The organism is Paraburkholderia guartelaensis, from assembly GCF_004353905.1.
In the GTDB taxonomy this organism is placed as follows: Bacteria; Pseudomonadota; Gammaproteobacteria; order Burkholderiales; family Burkholderiaceae; genus Paraburkholderia; species Paraburkholderia guartelaensis.
This window is the reverse complement of the sequence record NZ_SMOD01000015.1, coordinates 56,092-77,940: the sequence shown is the minus strand read 5'-3', so window position 1 is coordinate 77,940 and position 21,849 is coordinate 56,092. Positions and strand designations below refer to the sequence as shown.

17 protein-coding genes are annotated in these 21,849 nt (G+C 64.2%); 1 reads left to right on the top strand and 16 read right to left on the bottom strand.

The window, feature by feature from the left end; all coding sequences use genetic code 11:
* Positions 1-24: 24 nt before the first annotated feature.
* The 8 genes from E1N52_RS20695 to E1N52_RS20660 all read right to left on the bottom strand — a co-directional run bounded on the left by E1N52_RS20695 (position 25) and on the right by E1N52_RS20660 (position 10,285).
* Positions 25-1,266 (bottom strand): aromatic ring-hydroxylating oxygenase subunit alpha, encoded by a 1,242-nt coding sequence (locus E1N52_RS20695; RefSeq protein ID WP_133184593.1) that lies wholly within the window; start codon positions 1,264-1,266, stop codon positions 25-27.
* A gap of 49 nt (positions 1,267-1,315) precedes the next feature.
* Positions 1,316-2,128: an electron transfer flavoprotein subunit beta/FixA family protein gene (locus E1N52_RS20690; RefSeq protein ID WP_133184592.1), complete on the bottom strand. Its 813-nt coding sequence runs from the start codon at positions 2,126-2,128 to the stop codon at positions 1,316-1,318.
* Complete coding sequence (locus E1N52_RS20685; RefSeq protein ID WP_133184591.1) at positions 2,125-3,288, bottom strand: electron transfer flavoprotein subunit alpha/FixB family protein; 1,164 nt, start codon at positions 3,286-3,288, stop codon at positions 2,125-2,127. The genes E1N52_RS20690 and E1N52_RS20685 overlap by 4 nt, the downstream gene beginning before the upstream one ends.
* Positions 3,289-3,292: 4 nt before the next feature.
* Entirely contained in the window at positions 3,293-5,221 is a 1,929-nt protein-coding gene (locus E1N52_RS20680; protein WP_133184590.1) for a (Fe-S)-binding protein, read from the bottom strand.
* Positions 5,222-5,224: 3 nt separating this feature from the next.
* Positions 5,225-7,288 carry an NADH:flavin oxidoreductase gene (locus E1N52_RS20675; protein ID WP_133184589.1) on the bottom strand — a complete coding sequence of 688 codons (2,064 nt, stop codon included), beginning with the start codon at positions 7,286-7,288 and terminating at the stop codon, positions 5,225-5,227.
* A 64-nt stretch (positions 7,289-7,352) separates the two neighbouring features.
* The gene (locus E1N52_RS20670; protein ID WP_133184588.1) at positions 7,353-7,886 is read right to left on the bottom strand and encodes a DUF5943 domain-containing protein; all 534 of its coding nucleotides are present in this window, start codon (positions 7,884-7,886) and stop codon (positions 7,353-7,355) included.
* 93 nt (positions 7,887-7,979) lie between these two features.
* On the bottom strand, positions 7,980-8,951 hold the full coding sequence (locus tag E1N52_RS20665) for a dipeptidase (RefSeq protein ID WP_133184587.1): 972 nt from the start codon (positions 8,949-8,951) through the stop codon (positions 7,980-7,982).
* 50 nt (positions 8,952-9,001) lie between these two features.
* Positions 9,002-10,285, bottom strand: a complete 1,284-nt coding sequence (locus tag E1N52_RS20660) for a serine hydroxymethyltransferase (RefSeq protein ID WP_133184586.1) — start codon at positions 10,283-10,285, stop codon at positions 9,002-9,004.
* Positions 10,286-10,739: 454 nt separating this feature from the next.
* On the opposite strand from E1N52_RS20660, the gene E1N52_RS20650 reads away from it, so the two are divergent.
* A complete protein-coding gene (locus E1N52_RS20650) occupies positions 10,740-11,771 on the top strand; it encodes a GlxA family transcriptional regulator (RefSeq protein WP_133184584.1) in 1,032 nt (343 codons plus the stop codon).
* A gap of 118 nt (positions 11,772-11,889) precedes the next feature.
* Here E1N52_RS20650 and fdhA read toward each other — a convergent pair whose 3' ends face one another.
* The 8 genes from fdhA to E1N52_RS20610 all read right to left on the bottom strand — a co-directional run bounded on the left by fdhA (position 11,890) and on the right by E1N52_RS20610 (position 21,771).
* Positions 11,890-13,086, bottom strand: coding sequence for a formaldehyde dehydrogenase, glutathione-independent (gene fdhA / locus E1N52_RS20645; protein ID WP_133184583.1), 1,197 nt, complete (start codon positions 13,084-13,086; stop codon positions 11,890-11,892).
* A gap of 175 nt (positions 13,087-13,261) precedes the next feature.
* On the bottom strand, positions 13,262-13,759 hold the full coding sequence (locus tag E1N52_RS20640; RefSeq protein ID WP_133184582.1) for a dihydroneopterin aldolase: 498 nt from the start codon (positions 13,757-13,759) through the stop codon (positions 13,262-13,264).
* Positions 13,756-14,391 carry a sarcosine oxidase subunit gamma gene (locus E1N52_RS20635; RefSeq protein ID WP_133184581.1) on the bottom strand — a complete coding sequence of 212 codons (636 nt, stop codon included), beginning with the start codon at positions 14,389-14,391 and terminating at the stop codon, positions 13,756-13,758. The genes E1N52_RS20640 and E1N52_RS20635 overlap by 4 nt, the downstream gene beginning before the upstream one ends.
* The gene (locus E1N52_RS20630; RefSeq protein ID WP_133184580.1) at positions 14,381-17,389 is read right to left on the bottom strand and encodes a sarcosine oxidase subunit alpha family protein; all 3,009 of its coding nucleotides are present in this window, start codon (positions 17,387-17,389) and stop codon (positions 14,381-14,383) included. Before E1N52_RS20630 ends, E1N52_RS20635 begins: the two co-directional genes overlap by 11 nt.
* Positions 17,386-17,688 carry a sarcosine oxidase subunit delta gene (locus E1N52_RS20625; protein ID WP_133184579.1) on the bottom strand — a complete coding sequence of 101 codons (303 nt, stop codon included), beginning with the start codon at positions 17,686-17,688 and terminating at the stop codon, positions 17,386-17,388. The genes E1N52_RS20630 and E1N52_RS20625 overlap by 4 nt, the downstream gene beginning before the upstream one ends.
* A 68-nt stretch (positions 17,689-17,756) precedes the next feature.
* Positions 17,757-19,001 carry a sarcosine oxidase subunit beta family protein gene (locus E1N52_RS20620; RefSeq protein WP_042260300.1) on the bottom strand — a complete coding sequence of 415 codons (1,245 nt, stop codon included), beginning with the start codon at positions 18,999-19,001 and terminating at the stop codon, positions 17,757-17,759.
* A 38-nt stretch (positions 19,002-19,039) separates the two neighbouring features.
* Positions 19,040-20,425 carry an L-serine ammonia-lyase gene (locus tag E1N52_RS20615; protein ID WP_133184578.1) on the bottom strand — a complete coding sequence of 462 codons (1,386 nt, stop codon included), beginning with the start codon at positions 20,423-20,425 and terminating at the stop codon, positions 19,040-19,042.
* Between the two features lie 203 nt (positions 20,426-20,628).
* Positions 20,629-21,771 carry a porin gene (locus E1N52_RS20610; protein WP_133184577.1) on the bottom strand — a complete coding sequence of 381 codons (1,143 nt, stop codon included), beginning with the start codon at positions 21,769-21,771 and terminating at the stop codon, positions 20,629-20,631.
* Positions 21,772-21,849 lie beyond the last annotated feature (78 nt).

The following is a 21,849-nucleotide window of genomic DNA, read 5'->3' as shown; positions in this document are numbered from 1 at the left end:
CTCTCTTTGCTTTACGCGTGTGCGTTATGCGCCAATCTGCCTGGCGAGGCGGCCGATATACCAGGCCGAGAACTTTTCAACGAGCCCTTCCGTGTACGGCGAATACGGACCCGGCTCATACGCACTGCTCGTCGCTCCGCGCTGCGAATACTCCACGAGCGTGCGGTCCTGGTTGTTGGTCGCGTTCCACACGGCAGTGAGGTTCTCCACGTCGTAATCGATGCCTTCGCGCGCGTCCTTGTGAACGAGCCAGCGCGTGCGCACGAGCGTTTCGCCGGCGGAAAGCGGAATCACGGAAAACGACACGATGTGATCGCTCATGAAGTGATGCCACGAATTCGGCTGCGTCCAGAACGAGAGGCCGCCGAGATCGGCCGTGCGGAATTCGCCGAGCAGCTTCTTCGAGGCGACCTTCGCATCCAGCGTTTGCGACTCGCCGCAGCGGTCGAGCGGCAGGCGCTGCGTGCGAAAACCCGTTACGTCCAGCAGTTTTTCGATTTCGACGGACGGCAGGTCCATCGCTTCCCACTGCTGCGCGCGCTCGTTGCAGGTGCGCTCGAACGCGTCCATGCCTTCCGCGTTGGCGTCCGTGCGCGCGTAGCCAAAGCCGTATTCGTAGAGCGAAATCGTCAGCTCGGGATGATTCGCCACGCAGTGATAGCACTCGCGATTGTTTTCCATCACGAGCTTCCAGTTGCCCTTCTCGATGATGTCGACTTGTGCGGCCACCTTGCAGCCCGCCAGGTCGTGCGGCAGCAAATACGGCTCCATTTCGGCGCGCATCGCCGCGAAGTCGGCGGGCGGCTCTTCGGCGAGACACACGAAGATCAGGCCCGCGAGATTTTCCACATGCACGTTCTTGAGGCTGTGCTTGCAGCGGTCGAACTGCTCGCCCATGTGCTCGGCGAACATCAGCGCGCCGGTGAGGTTGTAGGTCCAGCTGTGATACGGGCACACGATATTGCCCACCGACCCCTTCTCTTCGTTACACAGCCGCGCGCCGCGGTGGCGGCAGACGTTGTGGAACGCGCGCACCTGCATGTCGTCGTCGCGCACGATCAGGATCGAGTCGCCCGCCAGATCGACGGTCACGTAATCGCCCGGTTCCGGAATTTCCGCTTCCGTGGCGACCTCGATCCAGTGTTGCCGGAAAATCGTCTCCATATCGAGCGCGAAAATCTCCTCGCTCAGGTAGAAAGGCGCCTCCAGGCTGTAACCCGCTTGGCGGCGCTCGATCAGCGCGCGAATCTCTGCCGTTACTTTCATGTGTGCTCCGGATTTTTCATCCCAGTTCGTTGCCGACAGGCCAGCAAAATCAGTAGTCGATGAGTTGATGCTCCCGCAAATACGCGAGGATCACTTGTGCTTTTTCGACCGAACTCCCTTCAATTACGACGTTGCCGCCCCGGCTTTCGGTCGTGGTCGCCGAAAGCATGCGCGCGTGGCCTGAACGCTTTTCCGCCGCGGCCAGCCGCACGGGTTTACGCTCAATCGGGCCGACCGTCCAGGCGGCCGCTTCAGTCGATTCGGCGGCGCTGACGCGCGTTGCGCTCGCGGGCCGCACCGCGCCCGCGCGAAGCCGCGCATAGGCGTAACGGGGCTCGGCGTTCGCGAGCGGATGCACGGCGATCACCGCGGGCAGCGCCGTCTGCACGCGACGGCGCAGACCCTTGGGCAGAAACTGGCGCACCACGGCGGCGCGCGTCGTGACGTCCACGTCGATATCGACCGCGCCGCCCACGATCGGCAGGCCCAGCGCAGCCGCCACACCGTACGGCAGCATGCCGCTGTCGTGCGCGCCCTCGGCGCGCGTGCCGGTCAGCACGAGGTCGTAGCCGCGCACGCGTTCGGCGAGCACACGCGCCGCGTCGCCGGAAGGCGCGCAGGCCAGCACCTCCACTTCGTGCGCGCCCAGCGCGAGGTATTCGGCGAGCGCGGGATCGGCGGCGTCGCCTGCGTGCAGCACGTCGAGACGCGCGCGATGCCGCTCGGCCAGCGTACGCGCGAGGTCGAGCGCGAGGGCATCGTTGCGGCTGTAACGCGGCGCGCCGCTCACGGGGTGACGCCCCACCGAAACGAGCACCGCAATGCGCTCGATTCCACGTTGAGGATCATGGCGTGCGTTCATGCAGCGACTCCTGCGGAATGCGTTTCGTCACGGACGGCGCTCGCCCCGCCACGCTCTGCGCGTGCGGCTTGCACCTGCTCGATCAGCGCGGCGATCGTGCCTTGCGCGTCGCCGACCACGGTCAGATTGGCGCGCTTCGCAATGGGCGCGCTGCCGTCGAGATTCACGGCAATCACATGGCGGCAGTCCTTGATGCCCTGCAAGTGCTGCACGGCGCCCGAAATGCCGAACGCGATATACACGCTCGCCTCGACCGTCTTGCCCGTTGCGCCCACCTGCTTGTCGCGCGTGAAGTGACCGTTGTCCACTGCCACGCGGCTCGCGCCGATGGCCGCACCGAAGGCGCCCGCGAGGCGCCCGAACGCGGCGATGTCGGTCACGCCGTTGCCCGCCGAGACGATGAAATCGGCTTCTTCGAGCGCGACCTGGGCGGCGTCGATAGATTCGAGGCCGAGGTCCTTGTATGGCGACGCGAGGTCGGTAGCCGGCCGGATGAAATCGCCCGCGAGGCGTTCGCCCGCGCCGACGAAAGGCAGCTTCGCCTCGACAGCGTTCGGCGCGAGCAGGATCACGTCGGGCAGCGAGCGCGCGGCCCACGCGCGCTTCGCCTGTTCATACACGCCCACATGCGTCGCATCGATCTCGACCACGTGAGTTGCCACGCTCGCACCCGCGGCGGCCGCATAGCGGCGGCCGAGATCGCCGTCGCCGCTGGCGTTGTCGGGCAGGAAGACGTGCTTCGGCGCGAGCGCCGCGGCGCAGGCCTGCAGCGCACGCAACGCGCTTTCCGGCGCGAACGTACGGCGCTCGAAACCCGGCAGTTCGATCAGCTTGTCCACGCCGAGCGCCCCAGCATCGTCCTTCAGCTCGCCGAACACGAGCAGCGCGACTTCGGTTTGCGCATCGGCCAGCAGCGCGGCGGCGGCAATGGCCTGGCACGCGTGATCGTCGAGCGCGCCGCGTTCGGCGTGCGCGACAACGAGCAGTACATGATCCGGATGACTAATCACTCGGCGTGGCTTCGCTGCGCTTGCGTGCTGCGTATGCCATGGCTCGGCGCTCGTGTCCGCGCTGCCGGCTTCGCCCAGCGTGATGCGCTTGAGGCCCGCCGCCGTAATGACGAAGGGACGGCGCGGATCGATTCGTTTGAGGGTATTCATCGATTCACTCCAGCGAGGCGGCTACGAGTTCGGCCACGTCGAGCACGTCGGGGCGCGGACCCACGACGCCTTCGAGCATCGCCGTGCATTGCGGGCAGCCAACGGCGACGACTTCGGCGTTGACGGCGCGCGCGTCGGCGATGCGGATGTCGGGAATGCGCTGCTTGCCGGGGATATCGGTGAGCGGCGCGCCGCCGCCACCGCCGCAGCAGCGCGCACGCATGCCGTGACGCTCCATCTCCACGACCTTGATGCCGATGGTCTTGAGCAGTTGGCGCGGCGCTTCGGTCTCGCCGTTGTAGCGGCCCAGATAGCAGGGATCGTGATACGTCGTGCGCTTTTCCGCGAGCGCCTGCACGGCCTTGGGCGCGATGCGTCCCGTCGCGGCGAGTTCCGCGAGGTAGGTCGTGTGATGCAGCACTTCGTAACGCCCGCCAAGCGCGCGGTATTCATTGCGCAGACTGTGCATGACGTGCGGATCGGCGGTGACGATGCGCGCGAAGTCCAGCGTGGCGAGCGTCGTCATCATTTGCTTCGCCATCTGCTGGAATGTGGCTTCGTCGCCGAGGCGGCGCGCCACGTCGCCCGTGTCGGTTTCCCGCGCGCCCAGCACCGCGTAGTTCACGCCCGCCTTGTTGAGCACCTTCACGAGCGCACGGAGCGTGCGCTGATAGCGCATGTCGAACGCGCCCTCGCCCGCTACCACCAGGATGTCCACGCGCTTGCCGGGTTGCGCCACCGGCGCGTTGAGATCGACTGACCAGTCGTAGCGCGCGGCCTTGTCGTAGCCGCCTGCCGTGCCCGTTTCGCGCAGATTGGCAAGCACCTCGGGGCCTTTGCCCGGCACCTCGCCATGCACCAGGGTCTGATTGCGGCGCATATCGACGATGGCATCCACGTGCTCGATCAGCATCGGGCACTCCTGCACGCAGGCGCGGCAGGTCGTGCACGACCACAGCGTTTGCGCTTCGATCAGGTTCGAGACGATCGGGCCATTCGGTGCGCCGGCATGCTCGCCGACCTTGATGCCGGGCGTGGGGCTGCCCGCATAGGCCGCATCGGTGCCCCCGGCCATGCCCACCACGAGATCCTGAATCAGCTTCTTGGGGTTGAGCGGCTGGCCCGAGGCGAACGCGGGGCACGCGGCCTCGCATTTGCCGCACTGCACGCAGGCGTCGAAACTCAGCAGTTGGTTCCAGCGAAACTCAACGGGTTTCGCCACGCCATATTCCTGCTTCTCTTCAATGTCTGGGAGCTTCAGTGCCGTGGGCGGCGTAGCCGTGCCGTTGCCGGTCCAGCCCTCGCGCGTGGCCGAAAAGCGCTCCTGACGCGGATGGAACGCGAGGTGCAACAGCCCCGCCACGGCATGCTTCATCGGGCCGCCGCGCGCCGCGCCGAACGTCATCGCGAACGCGCCGACGGCGATCAGCAGCGCGCAGAGTACCGCGAAGCCGCCCGACATGGCGCCCGCCGGTACGACCGTGAAGAGCGCCACACCCAGCGCGAACGAACCGAGCAGCCACGGCAGCGTATTCCAGGGCCCGCGCGAGAGGCGCGCCGGCACCGCTTTCGCGTGGCGGCGGCGCCACACGAACACCACGCCGATCAGCATGGCGAGCGCAGCAAGAAAGATCAGCTTGTCGAGCCACGGCGAATAGATCGCGAACCCGTAGTTGATGAACATGAGCGCGAGCGCCGCGATGGCGCCGCCCGCGGTGGCAACGTGCGTCTTGGCGATGTACGGGTCGCGCGCCACCACGTGGTGCAGATCGACGAAATAACGCTTCGGGATACTGAACAGCTTGCCGACGCCGACGGAGCCGGGCGCAGCCGCGCGCCCCACCCGCCAGAAAGCGGCACGCTTCGCGACCGCGAACGCGAGCCCCGCCATCGACACCCACAGCAGCGCGGTAATGAGCCAGGTCGGATTCATGGTTCAGAAGTCCTTGGCGAGCCTCAGCGCGTCGTAGATCGCGCCGTGAATGTTGTGCAAGGAGATGCAGTCGCCCACGCGGAACAGCAGGAAGCGGCCATTGCCGAGTTCTTCGGAAAGGCACGGCTGCGCCTCGGCCGCGAAGAGCTTGTGCACGTCCACCTGCCCGCGATTGACCGATTCGGGCTTGAGCTTCCAGTACAAGGCGTCATTCGGCGTGCTGCCGTTTTCGATCACCACCTGGTCGACGGCGCGCTCTTCCTGTTCCTCCGTGTACTCGTTGCGCAGCACGGCGATCTTCTTGCCGTCTTCTTCGTACACGCGGTCGAGCCAGTAGTTCGGCGTGTGAGTCACGCCTTGGGCATAGAGCCGGCGATAGAAGATCGGGAACGTGGTGCCGCCCACGTCGTCGGCGACTTTCACGTCGGGCGTCACGATCTCCACCTTCGAGCCGCGGCTCGAAATGAAATCGGCCACGCCTGCGCCCGCATGCGTGCTCACGCCGTCGTAGACGAGCACGTTCTGCTTCGGTTCGACCTTGCCGCTCAGGATGTCCCACGCGCTCACGGCAAGCCCCTCTTCGACGCCCCAGGCCGGAACCTGCTGCGTGAAGCTCGAGCCGCCCGTGGCGAGTACGATGATGTCGGGCTTTTCCGCGAGAATGGTTTTTTCGTCGGCCGTCACGCCAAGGCGGCGATCCACGCCAAGACGCTTCGTCTCCATGTCGAACCAGCGCACGATGCCCGCCATCTGCTCGCGTTGCGGCGCTTTTGCAGCGAGCAGAATCTGGCCGCCCACGGCGTCGTTCTTCTCGAACAGCACGACGTCATGGCCGCGCAGGCGCGCCACGCGTGCAGCCTCCAGGCCCGCCGGGCCCGCGCCGACCACCACGACCTTGCGCTTCGGGCCGCGCGATTTTTCGATCACGTGCGGCATGGTCGCTTCGCGCGACGTCGCCGCGTTCTGCACGCACAGCACGTCGAGTCCGTTGTACTGGCGGTCGATGCAATAGTTCGCGCCCACGCACTGCTTGATCTCGTCCTCGCGGCCGTCGCGAATCTTGATGACCATATGCGGGTCGGCAATCTGCGCGCGCGTCATGCCCACGAGATCGACCATGCCGCTCGCCAGCAGACGCTCGGCCTGCCCCGCGTCGCGAATGCTCTGTGCATGCATGACCGGCAGCTTGACCACCGACTTGATGCCTGCCGCGAGATGCACGAACGGCTCCGGCGGCAGCGCCATCGGCGGCATGCAGTTCGCGAGCGTGTTGTGCGTATCCGCGCCGGAGCCGATCACGCCGAGATAATCGATGAGGCCGGTTTCCGACATCGCCTGCGCGATTTCCTTGAGCTGCTCGTGATCGAGGCCGTCTTCGTGGAATTCGTCGCCGCACATGCGCAGGCCGACGCAAAAGTCCTTGCCTACCGCTTCGCGCACGGCCTTGAGCACTTCCACGCCAAAACGCAGACGGTTTTCGAGCGAGCCGCCCCATTCGTCGGTGCGGAAGTTCGTGCGTGGGCTCCAGAACTGGTCGATCAGATGCTGGTGCGCGGCGGAGATTTCGATGCCGTCCATGCCCGCGTCCTTCACGCGCTTTGCGGCCGCCGCGAAGTCGTCGATGATGCGGCGGATCTCCTCCACCTCGATGATCTTCGCGTTGCCGCGGTGCACCGGCTCGCGTACGCCCGAAGGCGACATCAAATGCGGCCAATGCTCGCCGTGAAAGGCGGAGCGGCGGCCCATGTGGGTGGCCTGGATCATGATCTTCGCGCCGTGGCGGTGCATGGCCTCGGCCAGACGCGCGAGTGGATCGATGACCTTGTCCGTGGCGAGATTCACCGACTTCCACCAGCCCTGCGGGCTGTCGATCGACACCGGGCTCGAGCCGCCGCAGACGGCCAGGCCTACGCCGCCCTTGGCCTTTTCTTCGTAATAGCGGATATAGCGGTCGCCCGGCAAGCCGCCCGGCTCCGCGTAGACCTCGGCGTGGGCCGTGCTGACGATGCGGTTGCGCAGCGTGAGCTGATTGAGTGTCAAGGGTTTGAACAGATTGGGGTAGCGCATCGCAGACGACCTCTGGCGTTCGTGTCTTTCGGTGTGACCTGTATTACGTGGGGCGCGCGGTCGTTCAGGCGGCGATCGGCGAGACTTCGAATACGCAATACGCGTGGCCTTCGGCTGCGCACTGCACTTCTTTCGATTGCGAACGCGGTGCGTTCTTTCCGCCTTCCGTGGTGTCGTTCACCCAGTCCATCGCGCCAGCGAACCAGCCCGCGAACATGTAGCAAAGCTTGCCTTCCTTGCCCGGTTGCGCGAGCACGAACGACGAATGGCGCAATTCGATCTTCGCGCGCGCGGTTGCCGGGTCGGCTTCGCGTATCGTGAAGAGGCCCCAGCCGCGCTGCGAAAGACGCTTCAGGTAGTGCTCGAACACGTCCATGCCGGCAATGCCGTGCTTTTCGGCTTCCTTCGCACACCAGTGGTACGCCGACTTGTAGCCGGCCTTGTAGAGAATCTCGGCGTACGCATCACGACCCAGCGCCTCTTCCACGGCGGTGTGATTGTTGGTGAAGAAATGACGCGGCACATACAGCATCGGCAGCGCGTCCGTGGTCCAGACGCCGGTGGCGGGATCGACATCGATCGGCAGTTGCGGTTGCATTTCGTGGGGCTCCAATGACTCAACGAGCGTTTTTAGTTAGGGTTTCTAAGTAGTAACGATGGCCTTTCCATGCTGCATGGTCAGGCCTGGCGGTCAACCGCCCCAGACTTCTCCGAACACCCGCATCCAGTTCTCGCCCATGACCTTCTTGATGCGCGTCTCGCTCCAGCCGGCTTTTTGCATGGCGGCGGTGAGATTCGGAAATTCGCCGATCGTGCGGATGCCTTCCGGGTTCACGACCTTGCCGAAATTCGTGAGGCGACGATAACGGCCCTTGTCGTGGGTGATCCGGTCGAAGAATTCGGTGCTGTAGCCTTGCGTGAAATCCGTGCCGATGCCCACGCGGTCCTCGCCGATCAGATCGACGACGTATTCGATCGCTTCGATATAGTCCTCGACGGTCGAATCCGGGCCCTTCTTGAGGAACGGCGCGAACATCGTCACGCCCACGAAACCGTTCGCGTCGGCAATCTCCTTCAGCTGCTCGTCGGTCTTGTTGCGCGGGTGCTCCTTTAGACCCGACGGACAGCAGTGCGAATACGTCACCGGCTTTTTCGAGCACGCAATCGCGTCCGATGACGTCTTTCCGCCCACGTGCGAAAGATCGACCAGAATCCCCACGCGGTTCATTTCCTGGATCACTTCGCGCCCGTAGCCGGAGAGCCCGCCATCCGGCTCATAGCAGCCCGTGCCGACCAGGTTCTGCGTGTTGTAGCAAAGCTGCACGACATTCACACCGAGTTCCTTGAACACCTCGATATAGCCGAGGTTGTCCTCGAACGCATACGAGTTCTGGAAGCCGAAAATGATGCCGGTCTTGTTCTCTTTCTTCGCGCGCAGGATGTCGTCGGTCGTGCGCACGAGCGTGAGGATCTCGCTGTACTCGCGAATCTGCTGCTTCATCTGCGCAATGTTGTCCACGGTCTTCTGGAAGTCCTCCCACACAGAAACCGTGCAGTTGACGGCGGTGACGCCGCCCTTGCGCATGTCTTCGAACACCGAGCGCTCGAACTTCGAAATGTTCAGGCCGTCGATGATGATGCTGTTGTCGTGCAGAGTGCTCATTAGCCGCTCCGAAACTCGCGAATGAAATTGAAAGGCGGTGGTGTGAGGAATCAGGCTTGCGTATAGATCGGGAAGCGTTCGCACAGCGCGAAGATCTCGCGGCGCACGCGCTGCTCCGTGGCGGCGTCGCCTTCGGGATGCACGCGCAGGGCGTCGAACACTTCGAGAATCAGGCGGCCGATCTCGCGGAATTCGTCCACGCCGAAACCGCGCGTCGTGCCTGCGGGCGTGCCGAGGCGAATGCCCGAGGTGACCGTGGGCTTTTCGGCGTCGAACGGAATGCCGTTCTTGTTGCAGGTGATGCCGGCGCGCTCCAGCGCCTGCTCGACCTGATTGCCCTTCAGGCCCTTGGGTCGCAGATCGACAAGCAGCAGATGGTTATCGGTGCCGCCCGTCACGAGATCGACACCGCCCGCCTTCAGCACTTCGCCCAGCGCCTTCGCATTGGCGAGCACGCTGTCGATATAGGTCTTGAAGCTGGCGTCGAGCGCTTCGCCGAACGCCACCGCCTTGCCCGCGATCACGTGCATGAGCGGGCCGCCCTGCAGGCCGGGAAACACGGCCGAGTTGATCTTCTTCGCGATCTCCTCGTCGTTGGTCAGCACGAAGCCGCCACGCGGGCCGCGCAGCGTCTTGTGCGTGGTGGAGGTCACGACATGTGCATGCTCGACGGGGTTCTGATGACGCCCCGCCGCGATGATGCCCGCGATATGCGCCATATCCACCATCAGCTTCGCGCCGACCGAGTCGGCGATGGCGCGAAAGCGCGCGAAGTCGAGTGCGCGCGGATATGCGGAAAAGCCGGCGATGATGAGGTTGGGCTTGTGCTGCTGCGCGAGTTCTTCGACCTGGTCGTAGTCAATCAGCATGGTTTCGCGGTTCACGCCGTACTGCACTGCGTTGAACCACTTGCCGGAAAGCGCCGGCTTGGCGCCGTGCGTGAGGTGGCCGCCCGCGTCGAGCGACATGCCGAGCACCGTGTCGCCCGGTTTGGCGAGCGCGAGCATGACCGAGCCGTTGGCTTGCGCGCCCGAATGCGGTTGCACGTTGGCGAAGCCGGCGTTGAACAGTTGCTTGATGCGGCTGATGGCAAGCGCTTCCACCTCGTCGGCGAATTCGCAGCCGCCGTAATAACGCTTGCCCGGATAACCTTCCGCGTACTTGTTGGTCAGCACCGAGCCTTGCGCCTCGAGCACGGCGCGCGACACGATGTTTTCCGACGCGATCATTTCGACCTGCGACTGCTGCCGCTCGAGTTCTTTCAGGATGCTGCTGCGGATTGCCGAATCGCGCTGCGCCAGCGTTTGCGAAAAGAAAGGTTGAGTGTTCGACATAGGGCTTCCGTGACGATGAATGAAGGACTTCCTGCAATGCTGGAGGCCCCGTCGCGACTGGCTTGAGAGCGGCTTTGAACCCGCTTGACCGGCTGGGGACCGACGGTTCTATTCTTGTCGTTCGAATTGGCGCTCAACGTCGAAATTCAGACGCGTTCTTTTCCTTTTCCGCCATCCGCGTCCATTTTTCACAAGTGGCTACGTTAGGGCGCCCGCTAACGGTGCGCCGTGCCCCATGTTTCCCAATCCGAATTATTTATCGTGCATCGCGGTGCACCAATCCCGCACCCTCGTCCTATTTTCCGAATCCGGCTTTTTTGTCCAGATGACTCAGGGTTTTGCCGCATGGCACACTGGACCCGCCAAATTCGAAAATCAGGATAGCGTAGCCGCCCCCCGGCCTAACCGGGCCTCCACTGGGCAACAGGCTACCGATCACAAGGAATCGTCCCCCATGCTGCCGGATCGCACAGCGTCGTTAGCGCACTTCGCGTTCATGCCGCTGCCCGACTTCACGATGATCGCGTTCACGAACGCCATCGAGGTTCTTCGTATGGCTAACTACCTGAGCGGGCAGCCGCTTTACAGGTGGTCGATCATCAGCCCGGAGGGCGGCCCGGTCGCGTCGAGCAACGGGCTGTCCATCGACACAGGCCCGGCCGAATGCGTGGGGCAGCCCGATATCGTGTTCGTCTGCGGCGGCATCGATGTGCAGCGGGCCACCACGCCCGCCCATCTCGCGGCGCTGCGGCGCTTCGCGCGCATGGGTGTTGCGCTCGGCAGCCTGTGCACCGGGACCTATGCGCTGGCGAAGTCCGGGTTGCTGGCTGGGTATGCTTGCGCGATTCACTGGGAAAACATGTCGGCGCTGAAGGAAGAGTTTCCTTCGACGCGTTTTCTCAAGGAGCTTTTCGTCATTGACCGCGACCGCGTGACTTGCACCGGCGGCGTTGCGCCGCTCGACATGATGCTGCATCTCATCACGGCACGTGTGGGCACTGCTCGCGTGACGCAGATCGCCGAGCAATTCGTTGTCGAACATGTGCGCGATACGTCCGCCCAGCAGCGCATGCCGCTCGTCGCGCGGCTCGGGTCCGCTAACAAGTCGCTCTTCGAAGTCATCTCTCTTATGGAGAACAATATCGAAGAGCCGCTTTCACGTGAAGAACTCGCGCGACTCGCGAATATGTCACAGCGGCAGTTGCAGCGGCTCTTTCATGAGCATCTTGGCATGACGCCGACGCATTACTATTTGACGCTGCGGTTGCGGCGGGCGCGTGAGCTCCTGCTGCAGACCGATATGTCGATTATGCAGATTACGATGGCCTGCGGGTTTCAGTCGGCTTGTCACTTTAGCAAGAGCTATCGGGATGCTTTTGGGAGTGCGCCTACTGGGGAGCGGAGGAAGAGGATTGCACCGCTTTCTGGTTTGGATTCGCCTGCGGCGGCGGCTGTTGTTGTGCCTTTGCCTGTTGTTCATATTTGAAACTTGCTTTCGCGCTGGTCTGCTAGCGTTGCCCCTGTGCGGGGCAACACCTGCATACCGACGCGAAAACAAGAAAACCAAAAAACGGCGAAAGCCAAAACCAAAAACAAAACCGAACCTACGCCGCCAACAACCCATGCGGATCAATCACAAACTTCCGCGGCGCACCGCCATCAAATTTTTTATAGCCCTCAGGCGCCTCATCAAGCGAAATAACCGACACATTAACGATCTTGGCAATCGGCAACCGATCAAACAAAATCGCCTGCATGAGATTGCGGTTGTACTTCAGCACGGGCGTCTGCCCCGTATGAAACGTATGCGACTTGGCCCAGCCAAGCCCAAAGCGGATGCTCAGGCTGCCATGCTGCGCGGCCACATCGCGTGCACCCGGATCGTCCGTCACGTACAGCCCGGGAATGCCGATCATGCCCGCAGGCCGCGTGATTTCCATCAGCGAATTGAGCACCGTGGCAGGCGCCTCTTCCGAGTGACCGGAAGCGCCATGCCCGTGCGCTTCGAAGCCAACACAATCCACAGCGCAATCGATTTCCGGCTTGCCGAGAATCTGTTCGATCTGCTCGCCAAGCGTCGCGTCTTTCGACAGATCGACCACTTCGAAACCCATCGCCTTCGCATGGGCGAGCCGCTCTGCATTGATGTCACCGACGATCGTGCAGGCCGCGCCGAGCAGGCGCGCCGAAGCCGCTGCCGCCATCCCCACCGGTCCCGCGCCCGCGATATAGACGGTCGAGCCCGGCTTCACGCCCGCCGTAACCGCGCCGTGGTAGCCCGTGGGCAGAATATCCGAGAGGCACGTGAGATCGCGGATCTTCGACATGGCCTGGTCGCGGTCCGGAAACTTCAGCAGGTTGAAATCGGCATACGGCACGAGCACGTATTCGGCCTGACCGCCAATCCAGCCGCCCATGTCGACATAGCCGTAAGCGCCGCCCGCGCGCGACGGATTCACGTTCAGGCAAACGCCGGTGTGCTGCTCGCGGCACATCGCACAGCGCCCGCAAGCGACATTGAACGGCACGGAAACGAGGTCGCCGAGCTTCAGCGTTTCGACGTCGTTGCCCACCTCCACCACTTCGCCAGTGATTTCATGGCCCAGCACGAGACCGACGGGTGCCGTCGTGCGCCCGCGCACCATATGCTGGTCCGAGCCGCAGATATTCGTGCTGACCACCTTCAGAATGACACCATGGCCGATCGAGCGCCCGCTCGGATCGACCATCTTCGGATACGCGATGTTCTGCACCTCGACCTTGCCCGGCCCTTGATACACGACGCCTCGATTACCGCTCATCTCGCTGTCTCCTGTTCGATGCAGCTCGCAACGCTGCTCACTAGATGGCGTTGCCTCGCACGGACTCCGCGCAAGTCAACGATGCTTCGAGCGTAGCCTGCCCGCCGCATACGACGATGTGCAAAAAGCGACGCGCCCTTGCTTTGCGCCGACATCGGGCTACGCGTCTCGCCTGCTACGGCCGCCCGCCCCCGTCAACCCGTATCCATTGCCGATAGTCGGCGCGCGTCCAGTCGAGCCCCACGCCCACGCGACGCGTACCCGGCCGGATCTTCGGCTTGTGCACCGCAAGCCTGAGCGTTTCCAGCGCGGGCCATTCGCGAAACGAAAACGCCGCCATGTCCGCCACCAGCGTTTCGAGCAGCCGCGTGTGCGGCTTGCGCCCGAGAAAGTCGGCAAGGCGCGTGCAATAGCCGTCGTAGTCGATCCAGTCGCCCGCTTCACCCGTCGCGTTCTTTTCGTGCGGCATGCAGCGGTAGCCGAGCTGCGCGTCGATCACGAGGGGCTGCGGGGAACCGTGCTCGTGCGGATAGATACCGATGCGCGCCGGCACGCTCAACGCTTCGACGAATACGCTCCAGCCGCGCCCGCGCGGCTCGTCGTGAGCGCCGAGCGCACCGATTGCGCCCAGCGCGCCGAGCGCGGGCTCGAACGCTGCATCGACGATCTTCATGGCGCGACCGACGCCGCGGCGTCGACCATGATGCGGCAGAAATAATCGGCGAAGCTACGGCGCACGACGATTTCGAAGCGGTCGTCGCCCGTGGGAATCAGCACGATCGAAGCCTTGAAATACACGCTCTGCGCGCATTGACCCGGCTTGAAGAGGCGCGGATGCAGGTCGAGCGGGCAGCCGCGCGAGAGCACGTCGCGCGCTCGCGTGCCTTCGATCTCGATCACCGTGTTGCCGCTGCCGATGTCCACGGCCGCCGCATAGGCGTCACCGAGCACGGCGGTCAGCTTCGCTTCGAGCATGCCCGTTTGCACGGATGCGAGCGAACGCACGAGCCATTCGTCGGGCCCGAGCCAGAGCACGTCGTAATGGTCGCTGCGCGCGACCGTGTTCGGCGCGGCGGGTGGCTCGCAGCCCACCACGCTGGCGAACGCCGCGACGAACGCCGGGTCGCTCAATTCGCCGCGCACGTTCACGAGGTCACGGAACGGCTGTTCGCGCATGGCGAACGCTTTGGAGGCGCGTCCCTCCTGCGCCTTGATCAGATCCGCTGCGCCGGCGAGCGGCGACTCCAGGCGCACACCGACGACGCGCTCCGCGACCGGCAAGGGGTCTTTCGTTTCATTCAACATGCTGACGCACTCCTTCCGTGTCGTAGAAAATCGGGCTCGCGATCTGTGCGCTCACGCGCCGGCCATCGGCCATGGGAATCACCACGCGCTCGCCCATCTTGTTCAAGCCGCCCTTCACGACCGCGAGCGCGATGGAACGCTGCAGGATCGGACTGTAATAGCTCGACGTCACGTGACCGATCATCGGCGTCGTGCCGTCGGCGCGCGCCTGCGCATCCGGTGCGATGATCTGGCCGCCTTCGGGCAGCACGTATTGCGCGTCTTCGGTCAGCAGTCCGACGAACTGCTTGCGGTTTTCCTTCGCCGTGTCCGAGCGCTTGAGCGAGCGGCGGCCGAGGAAGTCCTTCGTCTGCGAGACGAGACCGCCCATGCCGAGGTCGAAAGGCGTGACCGACCCGTCCGTGTCCTGACCCACGATGATGTAGCCCTTCTCCGCGCGCAGCACGTGCATCGTTTCCGTGCCGTACGGCGTGATGTCGAACTCGGCGCCGGCTTCCATCAGCGCTTCCCATACGGCGCGGCCTGCATTCGCGGGCACGTTCACTTCATAGGCCAGCTCGCCCGAGAAGCTGATACGCATGACGCGCGACTTCACGCCCGCCACCGTGCCGTTGCGATACGACATGAACGGGAACGCGGCGTTGTCGAAGTCGATGTCCTTGCACACCTTCTGCAGTACCTTGCGGCTCTTCGGGCCGACCACGGCGAACGTCGCCCAGTGGTCGGTGACGGAAGCAAGGCGCACCTTCATGTCGGGCCACTCGGTCTGCAGCCAGCGTTCGAGCCACGTGAGCACGCGCGCCGCGCCGCCCGTGGTGGTCGTCATCATGTAGTGCTGCTCGCCGAGGCGCACCGTCACGCCGTCGTCGAACACCATGCCGTTTTCGTCGAGCATCAGGCCATAACGGCACTTGCCCACTTCGAGCTTGAGCCATGGGTTCGTATAGACCCAGTTGAGCAGCTTCGCGGCGTCGGGCCCTTGAATGTCGATCTTGCCCAGCGTGGAAGCATCGAGAATGCCGACGCTATTGCGCACCGCGAGACACTCGCGCTTCACGGCCGCGTGCAGATTCTCCCCGCTCTTCGGGTAGTACCACGGGCGCTTCCAGTTGCCCACGTCCTCGAATTCCGCGCCATGCTGCACGTGCCACTCGTGAATGCAGGTCTTGCGGATCGGGTCGAGCATGTCGCCCAGTTCGCGCCCCGCGAACGTGCCGAACGTGACAGGCGTGTAGTTCGGGCGGAACGTCGTCGTGCCCGTTTCGGGAATCGTCTTGCCGAGCGCGCTGGCGAGAATCGCCATGCCGTTGATATTGCCCAGCTTGCCCTGGTCGGTGCCGAAGCCCATGGCCGTGTAACGCTTCACGTGCTCGACCGACTCGAAGCCTTCGCGTGCGGCGAGCAGAATGTCCGCTGCCGACACATCGTTCTGGAAGTCGACGAATTGCTTCGGCCCGCGCGCCGCATCCTTGCGGCTGCCCACGAGCCACAGCGCCTGCAGCGGCGTTTCTTCGACCTCGGCGGCCCTGGGCACAGCGGGCCGCTTGAGCGGGAAGCCGAGCGACTTCACCGCGTCGATGCCGCCGTCCACGCCCTGCGTGAGCGCGCGAGCCAGACCGAATTCGCCCACCGCCGCCCCAACGCTCACTTCCTCCTGCACGCGCTTGCCCGGCATGAAGCACGCCTTCGCGTCGCTCCAGTGCGCCTTGCCGCCCGACTGCGCGAAGAGGTGCAGCACCGGGCTGAAGCCGCCCGACACGGCAACGAGATCGCATGGGAGCGTGGCCTGCTGCGCGCCCGCTTGCCCGTTCGCGTAGCCCACCACGTCGACTGAACTCACGCGCTGCTTGCCGTGCGCACAGTTGATGGCCGCGTTGTACATCACCTTCACGCCCTGGCGGCGCGCGGCGGCCTGCAATGCGCCGTTGCCCTGCGTGCGTGCATCGACGACCGTGACGGTCGCTCCGCATGCCTTCAGGTCGAGCGCACAACGGTAGCCCGCGTCGTTGTTCGTGAAGACGACCGCATTGCGGCCCGGCAACACGCCATAGCGATGGATATACGTCGAGACCGCCGAGGCCAGCATGATGCCCGGCAGATCGTTGTTGCCGAACACGATGGGACGCTCGTGCGCACCCGTCGCGAGAATCACGCGCTTGGCGCGGATTTTCCACAACAGCTCGCGCGTGCCCTGGCGCGTGGAAACCGGCAGATGCTCGGTCAAACGCTGCGTCACGGTCACGAGATTGTGATCCTGATAGCCGAACGCGGTGCTGCGCGACAGGATCTTCACGTCGGGCATCTGCTTGAGTTCGGCTTCGATCTTCTCGACCCAGTTGAGAGCAGGACGGCCATCGATATCGGCCTTGCACGATAACAGGCTGCCGCCCAGTTCGCGCTGGTCGTCCACCAGAATCACGCGTGCGCCGGTTGCGCCCGCCGTATGCGCGGCGGCGAGACCGGCGGGGCCGCCGCCGACCACGAGCACGTCGCAATGCGCGAAGCATTTGTCGTAGCGGTCGGCATCGCGCACTTCGGGCGCCTTGCCGAGACCCGCGGCGTCGCGAATCTTTTCCTCGTATTTCGGCCACCATTTGCGCGGCCACATGAAGGTCTTGTAGTAGAAGCCCGCCGGCAGGAAGCGCGAGAACTTCTGGTTGATCGCCATGCGATCGTTTTCGAGGCTAGGCTCGGCGTTCACGCTCGTCGCGACGAGTCCCTGGTACAACTCGACTTCGGTCGCGCGCGCATTGGGCACCGTATACGCGCCGCGCTCCAGCTGCACAATGGCGTTCGGCTCGGCCACGTCCGCCGTCATGATGCCGCGCGGGCGGTGGTACTTGAAGCTGCGCGCGACGAAATGCACGTCGTTGGCGAGCAGCGCCGAGGCGAGCGTGTCGCCCTGGAAGCCCTGATACGTGCGGCCGTTGAACGTGAAGTTCAGCGGAATCGCGCGGTTCACGCGCCCACCGGCGCCGAGGCGGTTCTTCTGGCTCATCGCTGCGTGCTCCCTTGCTTGTTGCCTTGCGCTTCATTTGTCGCGCCGAAGGTCTCGTAACACTGAATCTCGTAGGTGACGGTGTCGCGCGTCGCCTTGAACCAGCGGCGGCAACCCTGCGCGTGCAGCCACTGCTCCTTGTGCACGCCGCGCGGGTTGTGACGCATGAAGAGGTAGTCGCCCCATTCCTCGTCGGTGAGCTTGTCGGTCTCGAGCGGACGCGCGATGTCGGCTTCGCCGCCGCACGTGAACTCGACTTCGGCGCGGGGACCGCACCACGGGCATTCAATCAGCAACATGTTTGGATCTCCTGTCGACCAGAGTTGGCGCTTCAGCGCCTTACTCTGGTCCCATGCAACGAAGTTGCTCAGTGTGCGACGGCGGCTGCACCGTGTTCGTCAATCAGATGACCGGTATAGAAGCGGTCCAGCGAGAACGGCGCGTTGAGCGGATGCGGTTCGTCCTTCGCAATGGTGTGCGCGAACACCCAGCCCGAGCCCGGCGTCGCCTTGAAGCCGCCGGTGCCCCAGCCGCAGTTGAAATAGAGACCCTTCACGTCGGTCTTGCTGATGATCGGGCAGGCGTCCGGCGAAACGTCGACAATGCCGCCCCACTGCCGGTTCATGCGCACGCGCGAGAACACCGGGAACATTTCGACGATGGCCTGCAGCGTGCCCTCGATGATGTGGAAGCTGCCACGCTGGCCAAAACCGGTGTACTGGTCCACGCCCGCGCCGATCACGAGGTCGCCCTTGTCGGACTGGCTGATATAGGCGTGCACCGCGTTCGACATGATCACGGTGTTCACCACCGGCTTGATCGGCTCCGACACCAGCGCCTGCAGCGGGTGGCTTTCCAGCGGCAGGCGCACGCCGGCCATGTCCGCGAGTGTCGTGGTGTTGCCCGCCGCCACCACGGCGACCTTCTTCGCCTTGATGAAACCCTTCGACGTATCCACACCGGTCACGCGCGCGCCGTCGCGGCGAATGCCCGTCACCTGGCAGTTCTGGATGATGTCCACGCCGTGCTGGTCCGCGCCGCGCGCGAAGCCCCACGCCACGGCGTCGTGGCGCGCCACGCCCGCGCGGCGCTGGATCGAGGCGCCCAGCACGGGGTAACGGCTGTTCAGGTTGATGGTCGGCTCGATTTCCTTGATCTGCTCGGGCGTGAGGAATTCGGCGTCCACGCCGTTCAGGCGGTTCGCATTCACGCGGCGCTCGGTATCGCGCACGTCCTGCAGCGTATGCGCGAGATTCATCACGCCGCGCTGGCTGAACATCACGTTGTAGTTGAGGTCCTGCGAGAGCCCTTCCCAGAGCTTCATCGCTTTCTCATAGAGCGCGGCCGATTCGTCCCACAGATAGTTCGAGCGCACGATGGTCGTGTTGCGCGCCGTATTGCCGCCGCCGATCCAGCCTTTCTCCAGAATCGCGACGTTCTTCACGCCGTGCTCCTTCGCGAGGTAATAGGCCGTTGCGAGACCATGCCCGCCGCCGCCGACGATCACCACGTCGTACTCCTTCTTCGGCTCCGGGCTTCTCCACTGCCGCTCCCAGTTCTCGTGATACGACAACCCGTTGCGGAACAGACTGAATATCGAATAGCGGCTCATCTAGCGGACCCCTTGTTGCGCGTTACCATTAGCTTCAGTTAGCACTCGATGACGTTCACGGCGAGACCACCGCGCGACGTCTCCTTGTATTTCGTCTTCATATCGGCACCCGTTTCGCGCATCGTCTTGATGACGTTGTCGAGCGTGACGTAGTGCTCGCCGTTGCCCTTGAGCGCCATGCGCGCGGCATTGATCGCCTTGATCGCGCCCATCGCGTTGCGCTCGATGCAGGGAATCTGCACGAGGCCGCCCACGGGGTCGCAGGTCATGCCGAGGTTGTGCTCCATGCCGATTTCGGCGGCGTTCTCCACCTGGCGCGGCGTGCCGCCCATGACGGCAGCAAGCGCCGCAGCGGCCATCGAGCACGCCACGCCCACTTCGCCCTGGCAGCCCACTTCCGCGCCCGAGATCGACGCCGTTTCCTTGTAGATGATGCCGATGGCCGCGGCCGTGAGCAGGAAGTTGGCAATGCCGTCTTCGTTCGCGCCCGCAACGAACTTCACGTAGTAGTGCAGCACCGCGGGAATCACGCCCGCCGCGCCGTTCGTGGGCGCCGTGACGACGCGCCCGCCCGCCGCGTTCTCTTCGTTCACGGCCATGGCGTAGAGATTGACCCAGTCGAGCATGGAAAGCGGATCGCGCAGCGACTCTTCGGAGCGCGAACGCAGATGCACCGAGAGATCGGCGGCACGGCGCTTCACCTGCATCGGGCCGGGCAATTCGCCATGCATCTTGCAACCGCGCTCCACGCAGGCGGCCATCGCACGCCAGATCGCGAGCAGCCCTTCGCGCACGTCTTCCGGCGAGCGTGCCGCGCACTCGTTCGCGAGGGTGACTTCGGCGATCGAGCGACCGCTCTCCTTGCACACGCGCAGCAGGTCGTCGCCCGTGCGGAACGGATACGGCACCTCGCGCCCGCTGCGCACGCCGTTCACGCGGTCGCCGTCGCGGTTCACGACAAAGCCGCCGCCCACCGAGTAGTACTCTTTTTCGACGAGCAGCTGCCCGTTTTCGTCGAAGGCCTGAAAACGCATGCCGTTGGAGTGCAGCGTGTTTGCGCCGCCCATCGTCTTGCGAAAGAAGCCGATGCACTCCTTTTCGTCGAAGCGGATGGTCTGCTTGCCGAGCACCACGAGCGTCTTCTCGCGGCGAATGGCGGCGAGGCGCGGCTCGATCTGGTCGGGATCGATCGAGTCGGGCAGGTTGCCTTCGAGGCCGAGCAGCACAGCCTTGTCGGTGCCGTGGCCCTTGCCCGTCGCGCCGAGCGAGCCGTACAGCTCGACTTTGACGCGGCGCACAAAGGCGAGCAGATTGGCGTCCTCGATGTGGGACGCGAAGCGGCACGCGGCGACCATCGGGCCGACCGTATGCGAACTGGACGGACCGATTCCGATCTTGAACAGGTCGAAAACGCTGACGTTCATCTGACTTCCCTTCGCGCTGAGCGCATGGATGAGCTTGGGTGCAAGTAGACCAAAGAGGCCATGGCAGCCGATAGAACAAAAACGCCATCGCCGTTGGACGGCCTCGCCAGCCGGGGCTTCGGGCGACTCCGGAGGCCGCAACGCCAGCATTTGACCGCGGGTTTTCCCGATGTTTTGCGTTGGAAAAGCACCCGCATGTCCGCTTAGAACTGATGACGCAAGCCAATGCGCACATCGGCCTGGGTGGTGGTGGAAGACGGCGTGAAGCTATAGCCGATCACCGCGTCCACACCCTGCGACGCCTTGAGCCAGTCGCCTGAGATGTACACGTCCGTGCGCTTCGAAAGCAGGTAATGCATCCCCGCCGAAAGCTGATTCCAGTGGTGGCCGTCGAAGTGGGTGTACTGGTAGCCGCCCGCCACGCTCAACGCGGGCGTCACCTGCCAGTTCGCGCCGCCCTCGCCCACCTGCATGTGCTCGCTCTCGCCGAATGCCTTGATCTGCGTGTACGTGAAAGCGCCCATGAGCGTGACGTCGCCGATGGCGTAGCTCGCGCCCACGCCGAAGGCGGCCTGCTTGTCCACGGGGAACGGCGTCTCCGAGTAGAGCGAGTTGACTGCGCCCGTGGCCGGATCGACGCTCACGGTCGGCCTGCCGAAGAATGTGCGCACGCCGATCATGTTGTACGGGTCGAACGCGTAGATGCCCGATGGGTTGTTGAGCTGCGTGTAGGCGGTGCCCATCGCGAACGGGCCGTTCTGGTACTGCGCGCCCACGCTCCAGGCGCTGCCGGTGTGGAAGTCGCCGGGCGTATTGCTGAACGAGTACATGCCGCCGAACTGGAATCCGCCGAATGTGTTTGACATGAACTTCACGGCGTTCGGCAGATGGTCGCCGTTCATGCGGTCGAAGTCGCCCTGGTTGATCGCGTAGCCGCTCGCCCACGCCGTGACGTTGTAGAGGTAGACGAACTCCTGCGTCATGTCGGCCTGATTGCCGAACGTGAGCGTGCCCCAATCGTTCTGGAGTCCGACATAAGCCAGGCGACCGAAAAGCGAGCCGCCGTTGGCGATCTGTCCGTTGCCGAGGTGAAAGCCGCTTTCCAGCTGGAACACGGCCTTCAACCCGCCGCCGAGATCCTCGGTGCCCTTGAGACCCCAGCGGTTCGCCTGCGCAATGCCATCGTCGAATTTCACTTGATGCGAGCCGCCCGCATTGCTCACGTAGGTCACGCCCGCGTCGATGATCCCGTACAGGGTGACGCTGCTTTGGGCATGGCTTTCTGTCGAGACGGCGCTCAATGCCACCGCAATGCCGCTCAGTGCCACCGCATTCAGTTTTCTCATGGTGTCGGGTCTCTCTGGTCTGGCGATACAGGTTGTCGGGCCGCGCCGGCAACGCATGGCGCCTTGCGCGGTGGATCA